Here is a 14,180-nt window from a genome sequence, read left to right as displayed (position 1 = left end):
CGTATTGTTGTTGTTTGTGTCCGAACGAGCAGACCAATGCCCAAGCTGAAGACCCGCAAAGCTGCCGCGAAGCGGTTCAAAGCAACCGGCACTGGCAAATTTCTGCGTCGTCGCGCTTTTCGGAACCACCTGCTGGACCATAAAACCCCCAAGCAGAAGCGTCATCTGGCCACCAAGGCCGTGGTGGACCGCACCGATGAAGAGCGCGTGACTCTGATGATGCCCTACGCCTGAGCACAGCCGCTCAGACGAGACCGTTCAACAAGACCTGATCCAACCCTTCCAACCTCATGGCCCGCGTCAAGAGAGGCAACGTCGCCCGTAAACGCCGCAACAAAATCCTGCGGCTGGCCCGTGGCTTCCGTGGTGGCAACGGAACCCTGTTCCGTACAGCAAACCAGCGGGTGATGAAAGCCCTCTGCAATGCCTACCGCGATCGTCGTCGTCGCAAGCGCGATTTCCGTCGCCTCTGGATTGCCCGCATCAACGCCGCAGCCCGCCTGAATGGTGTGAGCTACAGCCGTCTGATGGGCGGTCTCAAGAAGGCCGATGTGCGCCTGAACCGCAAGATGCTGGCTCAGCTGGCGGTCGTTGACCCCGGCAGCTTCACCAACGTCGTGGCTGCAGCCAAGAGCTGAATTTCCCAACCGTGAATCTGCTGCCCCAGACCTACCTGCTGGGCCTGGTCGGCCTGCTTGCCATCGTTGCGGTGGTGGTGGGCCGACAGTTTTTGCGTGTGCGTCGCGATGAAGCACGCCTGATTGAGCTCGAAAAATCCGACACGGCCTCGTCTCGACAGGCATCTGACCTCTACGAGCTCGGATCCGTTCAACTACGGAAAAGGCTTTATCCACAAGCAGCAGCCACCTTGAAACAGGCCCTGAAACGCCTGAGTGGTGAGCCGGATGAAGCCCGTGCGGTGATCGAAAATGCGCTTGGCTTTGCTTTGGCCGCACAAAAGGACTACTCCGGTGCCACCAAGCACTACAAACTCGCCCTGAAGGCAAAAGCGAACTACCCCGTCGCCCTCAACAACCTGGCTTTCGCCCAGGAAAAGCTGCTGAAGGATGCTGAAGCGATTTCCCTCTACGAGAAGACGCTTCAACTGGAACCCGACAACACCACCGCAAAGAAAGGACTGAAAAAACTCAAGCGCCGGAACGGCTGAGTTCTTTTGGTTAGGTGCTCTCAGAACCCCAACAGACTGGGGTCACCAGAGCGGCTGAACCGAAGGTTCTTCCTGGCAGCTTGCGGTCATCGCCAAGCGTCCACCCACTCCAGTGCTGGGGTCGGCCACGTTGATCAATCGAGGCGCCTGCCAGCTTGTGGGACTGAACATCTGCAGGCCGAGGAAGACCCCGCCAGGCTCAACGCCAGCGATCAGGGGATCCGCCAAGGGGATGAGATCCAACTGATCCGACTTGGCATGGACATTGCCTTGAACCGGGGTGGTGACGGAACCAAGAGTCATCTTGCCCCGGAGATCCACCATCTGGCCCATCGCCGTCATCTGGGTGATGTCCAAGGTGACGTCGACGGTGGGATTGCCATCAAAAGGCTCAAAGGTGCCGCACCACTGACGTGGCAGCGATTCGGCCAGCTCTGCAGCGCGTGCGACTGGATCGAAACTCTCCACTTCGAGTTCCTTGAGCTCCAGTGGAACCGCCAACTGAATCGGATCCAGAGGCAACTGGGGATTGGTCTGGAACGGCACCTGGCTGCCAGCCGGAAGATCCATGGCAAGCAGGAACGGCATGGAAGACGATGGATGATGAAGGAACGGTAGGCCCTTTTGCTCAGACGCGTCATGGATTCGCCCTCCCCCAGCTCCGACCCCCTAACCATTGGCGGGCGTCAATTCAACAGCCGTCTGTTCACGGGCACCGGCAAATATCCATCCATGACGTCGATGCAGCAGAGCATCGAGCGATCCGGCTGCGACATGGTCACGGTGGCTGTGCGTCGGGTGCAGACCGTGGCGGCAGGCCATGAGGGCCTGATGGAAGCCATTGATTGGCAACGGATCTGGATGCTGCCCAACACGGCGGGCTGCACCGATGCCGAAGAGGCAGTGCGCGTGGCACGGCTTGGACGGGAGCTGGCCAAGCTGGCGGGACAGGAGGACAACACCTTCGTGAAGCTGGAGGTGATTCCTGACTCCCGGCATCTTCTGCCCGATCCGATCGGCACCCTGAACGCCGCAGAACAACTGGTGAGGGAAGGGTTCACAGTGCTGCCTTACATCAATGCCGATCCCCTGCTGGCCAAACGGCTGGAGGAGGTGGGATGCGCCACGGTGATGCCTCTGGGCTCTCCGATCGGCTCGGGTCAGGGGCTCAACAATGCCGCCAACATCGGTTTGATCATCGAAAACGCCGGGGTGCCGGTGGTGGTGGACGCCGGCATCGGTGTTCCAAGCGAGGCAGCACAGGCCCTCGAAATGGGCGCCGATGCCGTGCTGGTCAACAGCGCCATCGCCCTGGCGGGCGACCCCGCCGCCATGGCCGAGGCCATGGGCCAGGCGGTGAAAGCCGGGCGGACCGCCCACCTCTCCGGGCGCTTGCCGCGGAGGGATCAGGCCTCTGCCAGCTCACCGACCACAGGCCTGGTGCACTCACTCCAATGTAGTGAAGAGACATGAAGTGAGGTGAAGCCTGCTTCACAAAGGAAGGCAATGAGCATTTGGACTCATAAGGTCCGACCAGTCGCATTGGACCCATGTCGGTCACCACGGAAGACGGCGGTCGTCTCAACGCCTTTGCCAAGGAGCCACGCATGGAGGTGATGGACGTCGCCACCAGCCAGAGCCGCAACCGCAGCTCAATGATGATGTTGGTGAGCGGTGGATTGATCGTGGCCGCGATGGTGGCGGTGACCGTTGCCATCAGCTGAGACGGTTCACACTGAAAATCCCTGTAGTAGCTTGCCAGGACTGAGCATCATGCTCGTTCCAGCAGGAGTTTGGGGTGAAAGTTCTCGTTCTCGGCGGTGACGGCTTCTGCGGCTGGCCCTGTGCGGTGAACCTGGCGGATCAGGGCCACGACGTTCTGATCGTGGACAACCTCAGCCGCCGCAAGATCGATATCGATCTTGAAGTTGAGTCGCTGACGCCGATCGTGAGCATCGGCGAGCGCCTCAAAGCCTGGGAAGAGACTGGCGGCAAGCCGATGCGGTTTGTCCACATGGACATCGCCCATGAGTACCAGCGGTTGCTGGATCTGCTTCAGGACGAACGCCCGGATTCCGTGGTGCACTTCGCGGAACAGCGGGCTGCCCCCTATTCGATGAAGAGCAGCGCCACCAAGCGCTACACCGTCGATAACAACGTCAACGGCACCCACAACCTGCTGGCTGCCATCGTTGAAAGCGGTCAAGACATCCACGTGGTGCATCTGGGCACCATGGGCGTCTACGGCTATGGCTCCCACCGCGGCGCCACCATCCCCGAGGGATACCTCAAAGTGGAAGTGCCTCAGCCCGACGGCAGCCGCTTCGAAGAGGAAATCCTTCACCCGGCAAGCCCCGGCAGCGTCTATCACATGACGAAGACGCTCGACCAGCTGCTCTTCCTCTACTACAACAAAAACGACAAGGTCCGCATCACCGACCTGCACCAAGGCATCGTTTGGGGAACCAACACCGATGCCACCGACCGTGACCCGCGGCTCACCAATCGCTTCGATTACGACGGCGATTACGGCACGGTGCTGAACCGCTTCCTGATGCAAGCCGCCATCGGCTATCCGCTCACCGTTCATGGAACCGGGGGCCAGACCCGCGCCTTCATCCACATCCGCGATTCCGTGCGCTGCGTTCAGCTGGCGCTGGAAAACCCTCCGGAACAAGGGGAGCGGGTAAAGATCTTCAACCAGATGACCGAAAGCCATCAGGTGGGTGAACTGGCCAAGAAGGTGGCCGCCCTCACCGGCGCTCAGGTCAACAACCTGCCCAACCCCCGCAACGAGGCCGTTGAAAACGACCTGATCGTGGACAACCGCTGCTTCATCGAGCTGGGCCTCAACCCCACCACCCTCGATGACGGCCTGCTGAAGGAAGTGGTGGAGATCGCCACCCGCTACGCCGACCGATGCGACCGTAACCGCATCCTCTGCACCTCCGCCTGGACCAAAACCCAGGCCCAGGCCATCGGCACCGCGTCCTGATCGAGCTTCATCCTTGAAAGTCGCCTTCTTCACCGAAACCTTCCTGCCGAAGGTCGATGGCATCGTCACCCGTCTGACCAAGACGGTGAAGCATCTGGTGGACGCCGGCGATGAGGTGGTGGTCTTCTGCCCGGAAGGCTGTCCCGAGGAGTACATGGGGGCACGCCTGATCGGCGTGCCGGCGATGCCATTGCCGCTCTATCCCGAGCTCAAACTGGCCTTGCCTCGCCCGGCGGTGTCCGACGCAATCGATGCGTTTCAACCCGATCTGATCCACGTTGTGAACCCGGCGGTGCTGGGTCTCGGCGGCATCTGGCTCGCGAAGAACAAAGGCATCCCTCTAGTGGCGAGTTATCACACTCACCTGCCCAAGTACCTCGAGCACTACGGCCTAGGAATGCTGGAGCCACTCCTGTGGGAGATGCTCAAGGCCGCCCACAACCAGGCCCTGCTGAATCTGTGCACCTCCACCGCCATGGTGAAAGAGCTCAGCGACAAAGGCATTCAGCACACTGATTTGTGGCAGCGGGGTGTGGACACGGAGTTGTTCCGTCCCGAGCTGCGCAGCGCAGAATTGCGCCAGCGGCTTCTCGGGGGCCATGACGACCGTGGTGCGCTGCTGCTCTACGTCGGCCGCCTCTCTGCGGAGAAGCAGATCGAACGGATCCGCCCCGTGCTGGAGGCCCTTCCTGATGCACGGCTGGCCCTGGTGGGCGATGGTCCCCACCGTCAACAACTGGAGAAGCACTTCGAGGGAACCGCCACCACCTTCGTCGGCTATCTCGCCGGGGACGACCTCGCAGGGGCCTACGCCAGCGGCGATGCCTTCCTCTTCCCCTCCAGCACGGAGACGCTGGGGCTGGTGCTGCTGGAAGCCATGGCAGCCGGTTGTCCAGTGGTCGGCGCCAACCGTGGCGGCATACCGGACATCATCACCGACGGCGTCAACGGCTGCCTCTATGAACCCGACGGCGCCGATGGTGGCGCTGCAAGCCTGATCGAAGCCACCCGCCGCCTACTGGGGAACGACCTGGAACGCCAGGCCCTACGCAGCGCTGCCCGCGCCGAAGCCGAGCGCTGGGGCTGGGCAGGCGCCACCGAACAACTGCGGACCTACTACCGCACGGTGCTGTCAGCGCCTCAACTCACGGCTGCCTAGCGCTGCCGGGTCCGCTTCCACTCCGCCAGCACCTTCTTAGCCATGGGCAGAGCGTGGACCGATCCCCCTCCAGGGGTGTTCTGGGCAAAGGCCACCACCACGATCTTGCCGTCGGGATAGGGGGCATAGCAGCCGAACCAGGCGTGATCAGGCCCTCCCGTGCTGTCTTCAGCCGTTCCGGTTTTGCCCGCCGCAGCAGGAATGCCAGGGCCATTGAGTCCGGCACCGGTTCCGGCCTCCACCACTTTGCGCAGGCCCTCCCGGATCGTCTGCAACGTTGATGGCTTCATCGCCACCTTGGTGCGGTGCTCCGGACTCATCCAGTCGATGTCGCCGGCGGCGAGATGCGGCGTCACCAACCAACCGCCATTGGCGAACACCGCATAGGCGCGGGCCAACTGCAAGGGAGTGATCTGCACCACGGACTGGCCGATGGAGGCACTGGCCATGTCCTCGGGGATCCATGGAGTGGTGCCGGGATCGGTCCAGCCGCGGCCACGGGCAGCCCAGTCTTCATCTCCCACCAGTCCGACGCTCTCTTCCCAGCCGATCTCAATGCCGGTTTTCTTCTGGAAGCCCAACTGATCAGCCGCCTGTTTGAGGGCCTTGGAGCCGACCCCAACGCCCACTTGGTAGAAGAAGGTGTTGCTGGAGAAACGCAGGGCATCGGCATAGCCGATGTGGCCGAAGCCAGCCCCGTTGTGATCCGGGAAGCAATGGCCGCCGTAGGTGATGCAGGCCGTGGTGTGGAGCTTGGTGTCGGGCGGGAATTGGCCCGACTCCATGCCCGCCATCGCCGTCACCGGCTTCCAGGTGCTGCCGGGGTCATAAGGATTCATGGCCCGGGACAGCAATGGCTTCTTCGGATTGGAGAAGAGGGCGTCGTACTCCTTCTGGGTGGTGATCAGCTTGGAGAAGAAATTCGGATCAAAGCTGGGACGGCTGGCTAGAGCCAACACAGCACCCGTTGCGGCCTCCAGCGCCACAACAGCGCCACCGGGCTTGTCGGCCAGCGCCTGCTCCGCCACCCGCTGCAGATCCAGGTCAAGGGTGAGCACCAAATCCTTTCCTGCTTGAGACGGTCGATCGCCCAGGTTGCGCTGCACCTCGCCCATGGCATTGACCTCGAGCATCTGGCCGCCCCACTTGCCACGCAGATGGCGCTCGTAGGCCGCCTCAACACCGGTGCGACCAATGCGGTCGCGGATCTTGTATCCCTTCTCCGCCAGGATTTCGAATTCGCTGTCCGTGATCGGCTGGGTGTAGCCGAGGGCATGGGCCGCCAGGGTTCCGTTGGGATAGGACCGCAGGATGTCGACATCCACCTGGGCGCCACGCAACCCCAGGGCCTGTTCCCGGAAGCGCAGCACCTGTTCCGGCTTGAGATCGAGGGCCAACGTGGTGCGGTAACCATCCCGATCCAGGCCCTTCTGCCGGCGCTGGTCGAGCAGATCAGGCTTCAAATTCAGAAGCCGTGCCAAGCGATCACGCAGATCAGGCCAGTCGTCTTCGCTGACCAGGCGCGGCTCCAGGTACAGGGAGTAAGTGAGTTTGCTGGTGGCCAGCACCCGGCCTTTGCGATCAAGCAACCGACCGCGAATGGGCGAGCGGGGCACCAAACGGATGCGGTTTTCATCCGCCAGTTCACGGAAACGCGACCCCTCCAGCAGCTGCATCCAGACCAGGCGGCTGACCATGGCGCCGCAGAACAGCAACACCAGCAACAGCAGCACCAGTGGTTGCTGACGCAGACCGGTCTGACGCTGCTGGGCGGAACGGGTCATTCCTGCTGCTGCGCTGGCAAACGGCGGCGCAACTCCTCAAGGCGTTCTTCGATCCGCCGCAAGGTCGGCAGCAAGTCCTCCGAGTCGTCTTGACGTTGTTCAACCGTTCCTGGTTCCTCGACGGACACCGAGACCGGCATCACCGGATTGCCCAGCCCGGGGCTCACGGCATCCAGCTGTTCCCTCACATCACGCGCCACGGGCTCACCCTCCTGCCGCAAATCAGCGATGGGGTCCTCCGAGCCGGCCGTGAACACCTCCACCACCTTGCCGGGACCACCCTGCCGTGCCCGTTCCAGCACGGCCAGCCCCACAGGCAGCACGTCCTGCATCAAGGACAGACGCAACTGGTCGAGCGGGTTGTCGGAGTTGGAATCAGCGGCCATGGGGCCAGATCAACGGACCCCAGTCTGTCCCGAAGGAAGCGCCAATGTCGGACAAGCGGCACGGTCCGCCGCCAGGGACCACCCCATCACCCCGCTGAGCACCATCAGCATCACCACAGGCACCAGGGCTTTCTGGGTGGTGTCCAGCAGGATCCACTCGCGCCAGGCACGCCAGAAGCGGCTGCGCTCAAATCTGCGGTGCTCACGGGTTTCATCGCGCTGACGCCGCCGGATCGCCTTGTCCACCCAGCGCTCGAAGGCCCGCTTCTTGGTGATCGTCATCTTGCGTTCCACCTCGAGCATCTGCCCGGAACCCAGTTCGGGATGGAAGGTGCTGATCAGCTCCAGGCTCTTGAGAAACATCTCAACAGCGCCATCGTGGACTGCGGTGGCGTGATCATCCAGCTGTCCCCAGTCGAGTTCGGGATAAAAACGGCTGCGGTTGGCCGTGATCTGATCCTCCGTCAGCTGGCCGGGCTCCCGCAGCCAGCGATCGGTGTTGCTATCGAACCGCCGCCAGTAAAGGAAGGGGTTCAGATAGATCGTGCGGCCACCCAGCTGAATGCTGTCCTGCTGCAGCCGACGCTGCAGCTGAACATCCTGCTGTTGTGTCGCCGTCATATCCCAAAGGCCGGTGGCCCAAGGTATCGGTGATGCAGGGCCATCGCCAGCCGTGATACAGCCTGCGTCAGCCGCGAGTCACTCCCACTCGATCGTGCCGGGGGGCTTGCTCGTGATGTCGAGCACCACCCGGTTCACCCCCTTCACCTCATTCACGATCCGATTGGAGATGGTCTCCATCAGGTCGTAGGGAAGTCGGGACCAATCGGCGGTCATGCCGTCCTCACTGGACACACAACGCAGCACGATCGGCCAGGCGTAGGTGCGTTTGTCCCCCATCACCCCAACCGAACGCACGGGCAGCAGCACGGCAAAGGCCTGCCAGATGTCGTGATACAGCCCTGCTTCCTTGATTTCCTGGCGAACAATCAGGTCGGCATCACGCAGGCAATCCAGCTTCTCGTCGGTGACTTCACCCAAGATGCGGATGGCCAGACCAGGCCCCGGGAAGGGATGGCGGCGCACGATCTCCTCGGGCAGGCCGAGGCTGCGGCCCACCTTGCGCACTTCATCCTTGAACAGCTTGCGCAGGGGCTCCACCAGCTTGAACTGCAGATCTTTGGGAAGACCGCCCACGTTGTGGTGGCTCTTGATCTTCACGGCAACCCGCTCGCCCGTCTTGGGGTCCACGTTGGTGCCGGCGCTTTCGATCACATCGGGATAGAGCGTGCCCTGGGCCAGGTAATCGAAGGGTCCGAGCCGCTTGCTCTCCTCTTCGAACACACGGATGAACTCGGTTCCGATGATCTTGCGCTTTTCCTCCGGATCGGTGATGCCCTTCAGCTTGCCGATGAACCGCTGACGGGCATTGATGTATTCCACATGGATGTTGAACTTCCGATCGAAAAAGTCCATGAGAAACTCGGGCTCACCCTTCCGCATGAAGCCCTGGTCGATGAACATGCAGGTGAGCTGATCACCGATCGCCTTTTTGAGCAGAAAGGCGAGGGTGGATGAATCCACCCCACCGGAGAGCGCCAACAGGACGCGCTTGTCACCCACCTGCTCCCGCACCAAGCCAACGGCCTCATCAATGAAGGCCGCGGTGGTCCAATCGGGATCACAACCGCAAACGTGATAAACGAAATTGCGGATCAGGGCCATGCCGCAGGTGGAATGGACCACCTCGGGGTGGAATTGCACCCCGTAAAGCTTGCGTTGCAGGTGCGCCACCGCCGCCTCCGGCGTGTTGGCGGTGTGGGCCAGGCGCACAAACCCATCTGGCAGAGCCTGCACTGAGTCGCCATGGCTCATCCACATCGTCGAACCGTTGTCGACATTGGTGAGCAGATCCGTGGGGTCGTCCACTTCCAGGGGCGCCTTGCCGTACTCGGCCTTGCCCGTGGCGGCTTCCACAACGCCCCCGAGCTGCTGCACCATCAGCTGCATCCCGTAGCAAACCCCCAGCACGGGAATGCCCAGATCCCAAATGCCGGGATCGCAGAGCGGAGCATGCTCGGCATACACGGAACTTGGGCCACCGCTGAGGATGATTCCTTTCGGAGCCATGCGTCGCAGCTCCTCGGCCGACGTGCTGTAACCGAGGACGACCGAGAAGACTTCGGTCTCGCGCACGCGCCGTGCGATCAGCTCCGAATACTGGGAGCCGAAATCAAGGATGACGATGGCCGGCTGACGCTGACCGTCGGACGAGGGCTGGGACATCGATCCTGGGAGGTATCGCTCGCGGACGAGCGTCAATCCCTCAATGTAAAGAAGCGCTTCTCCCCCTCCGGTCCCCACCAGCGCAGGGTGCGGCTTCGGTCGAACAGGGCAGCACCAATCCGCATCGACCAGGCGCCGTAGCGATCCACATAAGACTGGCTGCGCCGCTCCACGATCGCGGCCAGATGTTGCCCGAGGGCCGTGGCTTGATCGGCCTCCAGTGCCTGAAAGGCGTCCTCAACGGATGCAGCACCCCGCAGTTGCAGCAACTGAGCCACCGACAAACCGGCATCCAGGCCAAGGGCCACAAGCACCTCCAGACGGCCATCGGCCAGGTGGTGATGGGTGTGAAAGATGCCGCCGGCCAGCTTGATCAATTTGCCGTGGTAGCCGAGCAGCAGCAGATCGCGAACACCGGCCGCGGCCGCGGCCACCAGCACGGGGCCCACCCAGTTCCCCACCTTCAGCACGGGCCCCAGACCCTGCTGGCGGGCCAGATCCAAGCCGTTCTCACCGATCACCAGAACGAGGCGTCCCTGAAACCCCGCATCCGCGGCAAGCGCCCTCAGGTCTGCCAACACCTGCTGCAGTTGATCCGGTGCGGCGCTGCGCTGCACCTCCGCCTGGGTGCCGATCAAGGCCAGACCATCAACAACACCGAAGGCGGCATTGCTGGTGCGTTCGGCCAGGACGCGGCCCCTCGGAAGAATCGGCTGCACCAGCAAGCCCCGACCCGGCGGCACCAGGGGCAACAGATTCCGCTCCAACAGCTCACGGGCAAAACCGGAGAGGCAAACGTCCCCCTCAACGCCAAAACGACCCACCCCTTCTCCGGCCTGCAGCTCGAGCAGCGGCTGGGATGCAGCGATCCAGGCCACCCGCACCCAGACCTCAAGATCTCGCGTCAGATCAAGGCCAGGCCCTGGATCACAACGGCTAATGCCCAGGGCCTCTCCTGGGGCCAGAGGAGCCGCTGAGCAGACCGGCACCTGCAGAGACGGTTGATCTGAGCCCTGACTCAACTGCTGCTCAGGCTCAAACGGCTCACCAAGCAACACCTGCAGGGCCACCTTGGCCGCCGCCGCCACCCACACCGGCAGGGTCAATCCAGGACTGGAGGGGGCGATGGGACCGGACAAGCTGTTTTCTAGAGTCGCCGATTGGCATCCCCCGCGCCATGCAGGACAAGCTCACCCTGATGATTCCGGGCCCGACCCCGGTGCCGGAAACGGTGCTGAAGGCGATGGGTCGTCACCCCATCGGCCACCGCAGCGGGGAGTTCCAGGCCATCGTGCGGCGCACCACCGAACAGCTCAAGTGGTTGCACCAGACGACAAGCGACGTGCTGGTGATCACCGGCAGCGGAACCGCTGCCATGGAAGCGGGGATCATCAACACCCTCAGCCGCGGCGACAAGGTGCTCTGCGGTGACAACGGCAAGTTCGGCGAACGCTGGGTCAAGGTGGCCCGCGCCTACGGACTCGATGTTGAGGTGATCAAGGCGGAGTGGGGCCAACCCCTCGATCCAGAGGCCTTCCGCTCAGCGTTGGAAGCCGACAGCGCTAAAGCGATCAAGGCCGTGATCCTCACCCACTCGGAAACCTCGACAGGGGTGATCAATGACCTGGAGAGCATTGCCCGTCACGTGAAGGCCCACGGCACGGCCTTGACCCTGGCGGACTGCGTCACCAGCCTTGGCGCCACCAACGTCCCGATGGATGAGTGGGGACTGGATGTGGTGGCATCAGGCGCTCAGAAGGGCTACATGCTTCCACCGGGCCTGAGTTTTGTGGCCATGAGTGCACGGGCCTGGGAGGCCTATGAGCGCTCCGATCTGCCCAAGTTCTATCTGGATCTGGGCCCTTACCGGAAAACAGCGGCGAAGGACAGCAACCCCTTCACCCCGGCCGTGAACCTCTACTTCGGCCTGGAGGCTGCTCTGGACATGATGCAGAAGGAAGGCCTAGACGCAATCTTTGCCCGCCACGACCGCCATCGCGCCGCCGCCCAGGCAGGCATGAAGGCAATAGGCCTGCCCCTGTTTGCCGCCGAGGGTTGCGGCAGCCCGGCCATCACCGCAGTGGCCCCTGAAGGCATCGATGCCGAACAGTTGCGCAAAGCCGTGAAGGAGAAGTTCGACATTCTTCTGGCTGGAGGACAAGACCACCTAAAAGGTCAGGTGTTCCGCATCGGCCATCTCGGCTACGTCTGCGACCGGGATGTTCTGACCGCCGTCGCTGCGATCGAATCCACCCTTCAGTCCCTTGGTCTGCACAAAGGCAGCATGGGAGCAGGGGTTGCTGCAGCCTCTGCTGCTCTTAGCTAAAACACAGGTGGCGAGAGCGATCTCGTCCCTTTGCGGGTGTAATTCAGTGGTAGAATGTCAGCTTCCCAAGCTGAACGTCGCCGGTTCGAGTCCGGTCACCCGCTTGAACAAATTTCAAACGCTCATCAAGAACGAGACTTGACGAGCTGAAGAACCTGAGGCCCGGCAGATCCAGCACGGCGCTCGTGTTCCAGGGCCTGCAAGATCAACGAGCCCGCCTCATTGATGCGTCCATCTTCTGCGCAGTGGCGGGCCTTGATAAACAGAGCCTGGGCTGCTGATTCATGGTCCTGACGTTGATGAGCAGCCGGCTCCGATTTTTTTGTTTTCGTAAGCGTCAGGGTCAACGTTCGAATTCCCGTATCAACAAAAGATTAGCTTTAATTGATATTTAGACCATCCCACACGCGATCTGCACGATTGCCGATCAACGCTGTCGATTGCTTGGATTCCGATCAGGTACCCGGCTCCTCTGCATTGCCCCCCAGATCGGCAATTCGGTCGCGCAACTGCGAGCAACGGCGCTGATCGCCTTTGGCTTCAGCGAGGGCAAGCGCGAATTCCAGCTTCTCGAGCTGATGACCACCTTCAAGGAAACCTGACCGAGTCCAGATGGTCATGCCATGCAAGGTGCGAGAGGCACACGCATTGGAGGCAGGGATGGTGGTCGCCATAGTTGCCTTTCTTTTTATTTTGGCACCGCACGCCACCCCTACGCGACATCGCGGCCCGCTTCTGTTTCGGCCTCCTGACCCCAGGCATGGTTCTGGGAGGACTCCTCAGCCATTTCAGGCTCTGGCATCGGAGCTGTGCTCTGCAACAGCTCCCGCGTTTCCCGCAGCAGAGCTTCTACGCCCTCGAGCGTGGAGATCTCTTCGTCTGGGACAGCATTCAGATTCTGCTGCTGATGGCGCAGTTGGAGCTCGAGCGCTTCCTGACGCTGTTCCAGTTTCACCAAGCGCTGCGACAGAGCCGTGATTGTTTGAGCGAGATCTTCCGCTGTGCGGGTGATCCGAAAGGACACGGAGGACGTCATCACCGAGAGCTGATGGTTGCGCTGATGACAACACAGGAGCGCCGCTGTCTCAAGATCAAGCTGACATGACGCGTTCGAAACCGATGCCTTCCTTGGCAACGCTGGCGCTGTACCTGCTGGCTGGAACCGCCATGGGACTGCTGGCTCTGTTCAGCGGCATTCCCGCCGCACCTCTGGCGGGAGCCTTGCTGGGTGCTGGCATCGTCAGCATGAGCGGCCATCTGGAACCAGCCACATGGCCAGCGGGAACGCGCACGGTTCTGGAGATCGGCATCGGCACCGTGATCGGAACTGGCCTGACCCGAGCGTCCTTGGAGCAACTGCAACTTCTCTGGAAACCAGCGGTTCTGATCACCCTGGCGCTGGTGCTGACAGGACTGGTCGTCGGCCTCTGGACCAGCCGCTTGCTAGGCATTGATCCGGTCGTGGCCTTGCTCGGCGCTGCCCCGGGTGGCATCAGTGGCATGAGCCTGGTCGGTGCCGAATTCGGCGTCGGTGCCGCGGTGGCCGCCCTCCATGCCGTGCGGCTGATCACCGTGCTGCTGGTGCTGCCGTTGGTGGTGCGGCTGATCTTGCCCTCGACAACTGGAAGCTGATCGATACCCTAAGCCCAATCCAAAACTGACGTCATGGGTCCAATCAGGTCATCGCTGGTTCTCTCCGCCGCGGCCCTGATCGGCACTCTCAGCACCATCACCTCCCCCCTGCAAGCGGCCGGAACCGGAGAGGTGAAAGGAGCCAAGATCTATTGCTTCATGCGGTCCAGCGGCAACGACCACAAGGTCAGTTGGAATGCCGCCTATGCGGTCATCAAACGGCAGCGCAGTGGCCTGTTCAAAACATCCCCGGAGCATGCCTCGGTAATGATTACCGAAGCCGTCGTCCAGGACCCCGGCAATTTCCCCGACTGTGGCCAGTTCCTTGGTGATCTGTTCGGCGGGAACACTCAACCAGCCACCGCTGCCGCCCTTGCAAACTCCTCATCCGACACCGAAAGCAGCATCGAGAGTAGCGACGACACCACGCGATACAGCTACTGA

At 62.0% G+C, this 14,180-nt stretch carries 19 protein-coding genes and 1 tRNA gene; 11 read left to right on the top strand and 9 right to left on the bottom strand.

The features are described 5' to 3' along the window. Positions 1–36 precede the first annotated feature (36 nt). From rpmI to SynTAK9802_RS00290, 3 genes are read left to right on the top strand one after another with little or no spacing between them, the layout of a single operon-like run. Positions 37–234 (top strand): 50S ribosomal protein L35, encoded by a 198-nt coding sequence (gene rpmI / locus SynTAK9802_RS00300; RefSeq protein WP_006852081.1) that lies wholly within the window; start codon positions 37–39, stop codon positions 232–234. Between the two features lie 56 nt (positions 235–290). After that, positions 291–638, top strand: a complete 348-nt coding sequence (gene rplT, locus SynTAK9802_RS00295) for a 50S ribosomal protein L20 (protein WP_011363098.1) — start codon at positions 291–293, stop codon at positions 636–638. An 11-nt stretch (positions 639–649) separates the two neighbouring features. Next, a complete protein-coding gene (locus tag SynTAK9802_RS00290) occupies positions 650–1,168 on the top strand; it encodes a hypothetical protein (protein ID WP_186496656.1) in 519 nt (172 codons plus the stop codon). Between the two features lie 42 nt (positions 1,169–1,210). Here the strand turns inward: SynTAK9802_RS00290 and SynTAK9802_RS00285 are convergent, their stop codons facing one another. Beyond that, on the bottom strand, positions 1,211–1,756 hold the full coding sequence (locus tag SynTAK9802_RS00285; RefSeq protein WP_186496654.1) for a hypothetical protein: 546 nt from the start codon (positions 1,754–1,756) through the stop codon (positions 1,211–1,213). 51 nt (positions 1,757–1,807) lie between these two features. Here SynTAK9802_RS00285 and SynTAK9802_RS00280 point away from each other — a divergent pair, with 51 nt between their 5' ends. The 4 genes from SynTAK9802_RS00280 to SynTAK9802_RS00265 all read left to right on the top strand — a co-directional run bounded on the left by SynTAK9802_RS00280 (position 1,808) and on the right by SynTAK9802_RS00265 (position 5,322). Beyond that, on the top strand, positions 1,808–2,641 hold the full coding sequence (locus SynTAK9802_RS00280) for a thiazole synthase (RefSeq protein ID WP_186496652.1): 834 nt from the start codon (positions 1,808–1,810) through the stop codon (positions 2,639–2,641). Between the two features lie 77 nt (positions 2,642–2,718). Continuing rightward, the gene (gene psb34 / locus SynTAK9802_RS00275; protein WP_114988853.1) at positions 2,719–2,892 is read left to right on the top strand and encodes a photosystem II assembly protein Psb34; all 174 of its coding nucleotides are present in this window, start codon (positions 2,719–2,721) and stop codon (positions 2,890–2,892) included. 74 nt (positions 2,893–2,966) lie between these two features. Then, positions 2,967–4,163, top strand: a complete 1,197-nt coding sequence (locus SynTAK9802_RS00270; protein WP_186496650.1) for an NAD-dependent epimerase/dehydratase family protein — start codon at positions 2,967–2,969, stop codon at positions 4,161–4,163. A 13-nt stretch (positions 4,164–4,176) separates the two neighbouring features. Next, on the top strand, positions 4,177–5,322 hold the full coding sequence (locus SynTAK9802_RS00265; RefSeq protein ID WP_115009694.1) for a glycosyltransferase family 1 protein: 1,146 nt from the start codon (positions 4,177–4,179) through the stop codon (positions 5,320–5,322). Here the strand turns inward: SynTAK9802_RS00265 and mrdA are convergent. The 5 genes from mrdA to cbiD form a co-directional block, all read right to left on the bottom strand. Next, a complete protein-coding gene (mrdA, locus tag SynTAK9802_RS00260) occupies positions 5,319–7,106 on the bottom strand; it encodes a penicillin-binding protein 2 (protein WP_186496648.1) in 1,788 nt (595 codons plus the stop codon). The two genes, SynTAK9802_RS00265 and mrdA, sit on opposite strands and share 4 nt — an antisense overlap. Further along, positions 7,103–7,492 (bottom strand): hypothetical protein, encoded by a 390-nt coding sequence (locus SynTAK9802_RS00255; RefSeq protein ID WP_186496646.1) that lies wholly within the window; start codon positions 7,490–7,492, stop codon positions 7,103–7,105. The genes mrdA and SynTAK9802_RS00255 overlap by 4 nt, the downstream gene beginning before the upstream one ends. Positions 7,493–7,501: 9 nt before the next feature. After that, positions 7,502–8,113, bottom strand: coding sequence for a hypothetical protein (locus SynTAK9802_RS00250; protein ID WP_114988848.1), 612 nt, complete (start codon positions 8,111–8,113; stop codon positions 7,502–7,504). Between the two features lie 78 nt (positions 8,114–8,191). Next, on the bottom strand, positions 8,192–9,778 hold the full coding sequence (gene guaA / locus SynTAK9802_RS00245) for a glutamine-hydrolyzing GMP synthase (protein ID WP_186496644.1): 1,587 nt from the start codon (positions 9,776–9,778) through the stop codon (positions 8,192–8,194). A 32-nt stretch (positions 9,779–9,810) separates the two neighbouring features. Next, positions 9,811–10,917: a cobalt-precorrin-5B (C(1))-methyltransferase CbiD gene (gene cbiD, locus SynTAK9802_RS00240; RefSeq protein WP_186496642.1), complete on the bottom strand. Its 1,107-nt coding sequence runs from the start codon at positions 10,915–10,917 to the stop codon at positions 9,811–9,813. Positions 10,918–10,955: 38 nt separating this feature from the next. On the opposite strand from cbiD, the gene SynTAK9802_RS00235 reads away from it, so the two are divergent. Next, positions 10,956–12,104 (top strand): alanine--glyoxylate aminotransferase family protein, encoded by a 1,149-nt coding sequence (locus tag SynTAK9802_RS00235; RefSeq protein ID WP_186496640.1) that lies wholly within the window; start codon positions 10,956–10,958, stop codon positions 12,102–12,104. A 32-nt stretch (positions 12,105–12,136) separates the two neighbouring features. After that, positions 12,137–12,208: transfer RNA gene (locus SynTAK9802_RS00230), tRNA-Gly, on the top strand. A gap of 21 nt (positions 12,209–12,229) precedes the next feature. On the opposite strand, the gene SynTAK9802_RS00225 is transcribed toward SynTAK9802_RS00230, so the two are convergent. The 3 genes from SynTAK9802_RS00225 to SynTAK9802_RS00215 all read right to left on the bottom strand — a co-directional run bounded on the left by SynTAK9802_RS00225 (position 12,230) and on the right by SynTAK9802_RS00215 (position 13,140). Further along, the gene (locus tag SynTAK9802_RS00225; protein ID WP_186496638.1) at positions 12,230–12,451 is read right to left on the bottom strand and encodes a hypothetical protein; all 222 of its coding nucleotides are present in this window, start codon (positions 12,449–12,451) and stop codon (positions 12,230–12,232) included. 108 nt (positions 12,452–12,559) lie between these two features. Further along, positions 12,560–12,778, bottom strand: a complete 219-nt coding sequence (locus tag SynTAK9802_RS00220; protein ID WP_038551887.1) for a hypothetical protein — start codon at positions 12,776–12,778, stop codon at positions 12,560–12,562. 38 nt (positions 12,779–12,816) lie between these two features. Then, positions 12,817–13,140: a chemotaxis protein gene (locus SynTAK9802_RS00215; protein WP_186496636.1), complete on the bottom strand. Its 324-nt coding sequence runs from the start codon at positions 13,138–13,140 to the stop codon at positions 12,817–12,819. 83 nt (positions 13,141–13,223) lie between these two features. Here SynTAK9802_RS00215 and SynTAK9802_RS00210 point away from each other — a divergent pair, with 83 nt between their 5' ends. Continuing rightward, complete coding sequence (locus SynTAK9802_RS00210) at positions 13,224–13,736, top strand: AbrB family transcriptional regulator (protein WP_186497902.1); 513 nt, start codon at positions 13,224–13,226, stop codon at positions 13,734–13,736. Positions 13,737–13,769: 33 nt separating this feature from the next. Next, positions 13,770–14,180 (top strand): DUF6554 family protein, encoded by a 411-nt coding sequence (locus SynTAK9802_RS00205; protein ID WP_186496634.1) that lies wholly within the window; start codon positions 13,770–13,772, stop codon positions 14,178–14,180.

The sequence above is a fragment of the Synechococcus sp. TAK9802 genome (genome assembly GCF_014279535.1).
Classification (GTDB): Bacteria; Cyanobacteriota; Cyanobacteriia; order PCC-6307; family Cyanobiaceae; genus Parasynechococcus.
This window is presented reverse-complemented; position numbering and strand designations above follow the sequence as displayed.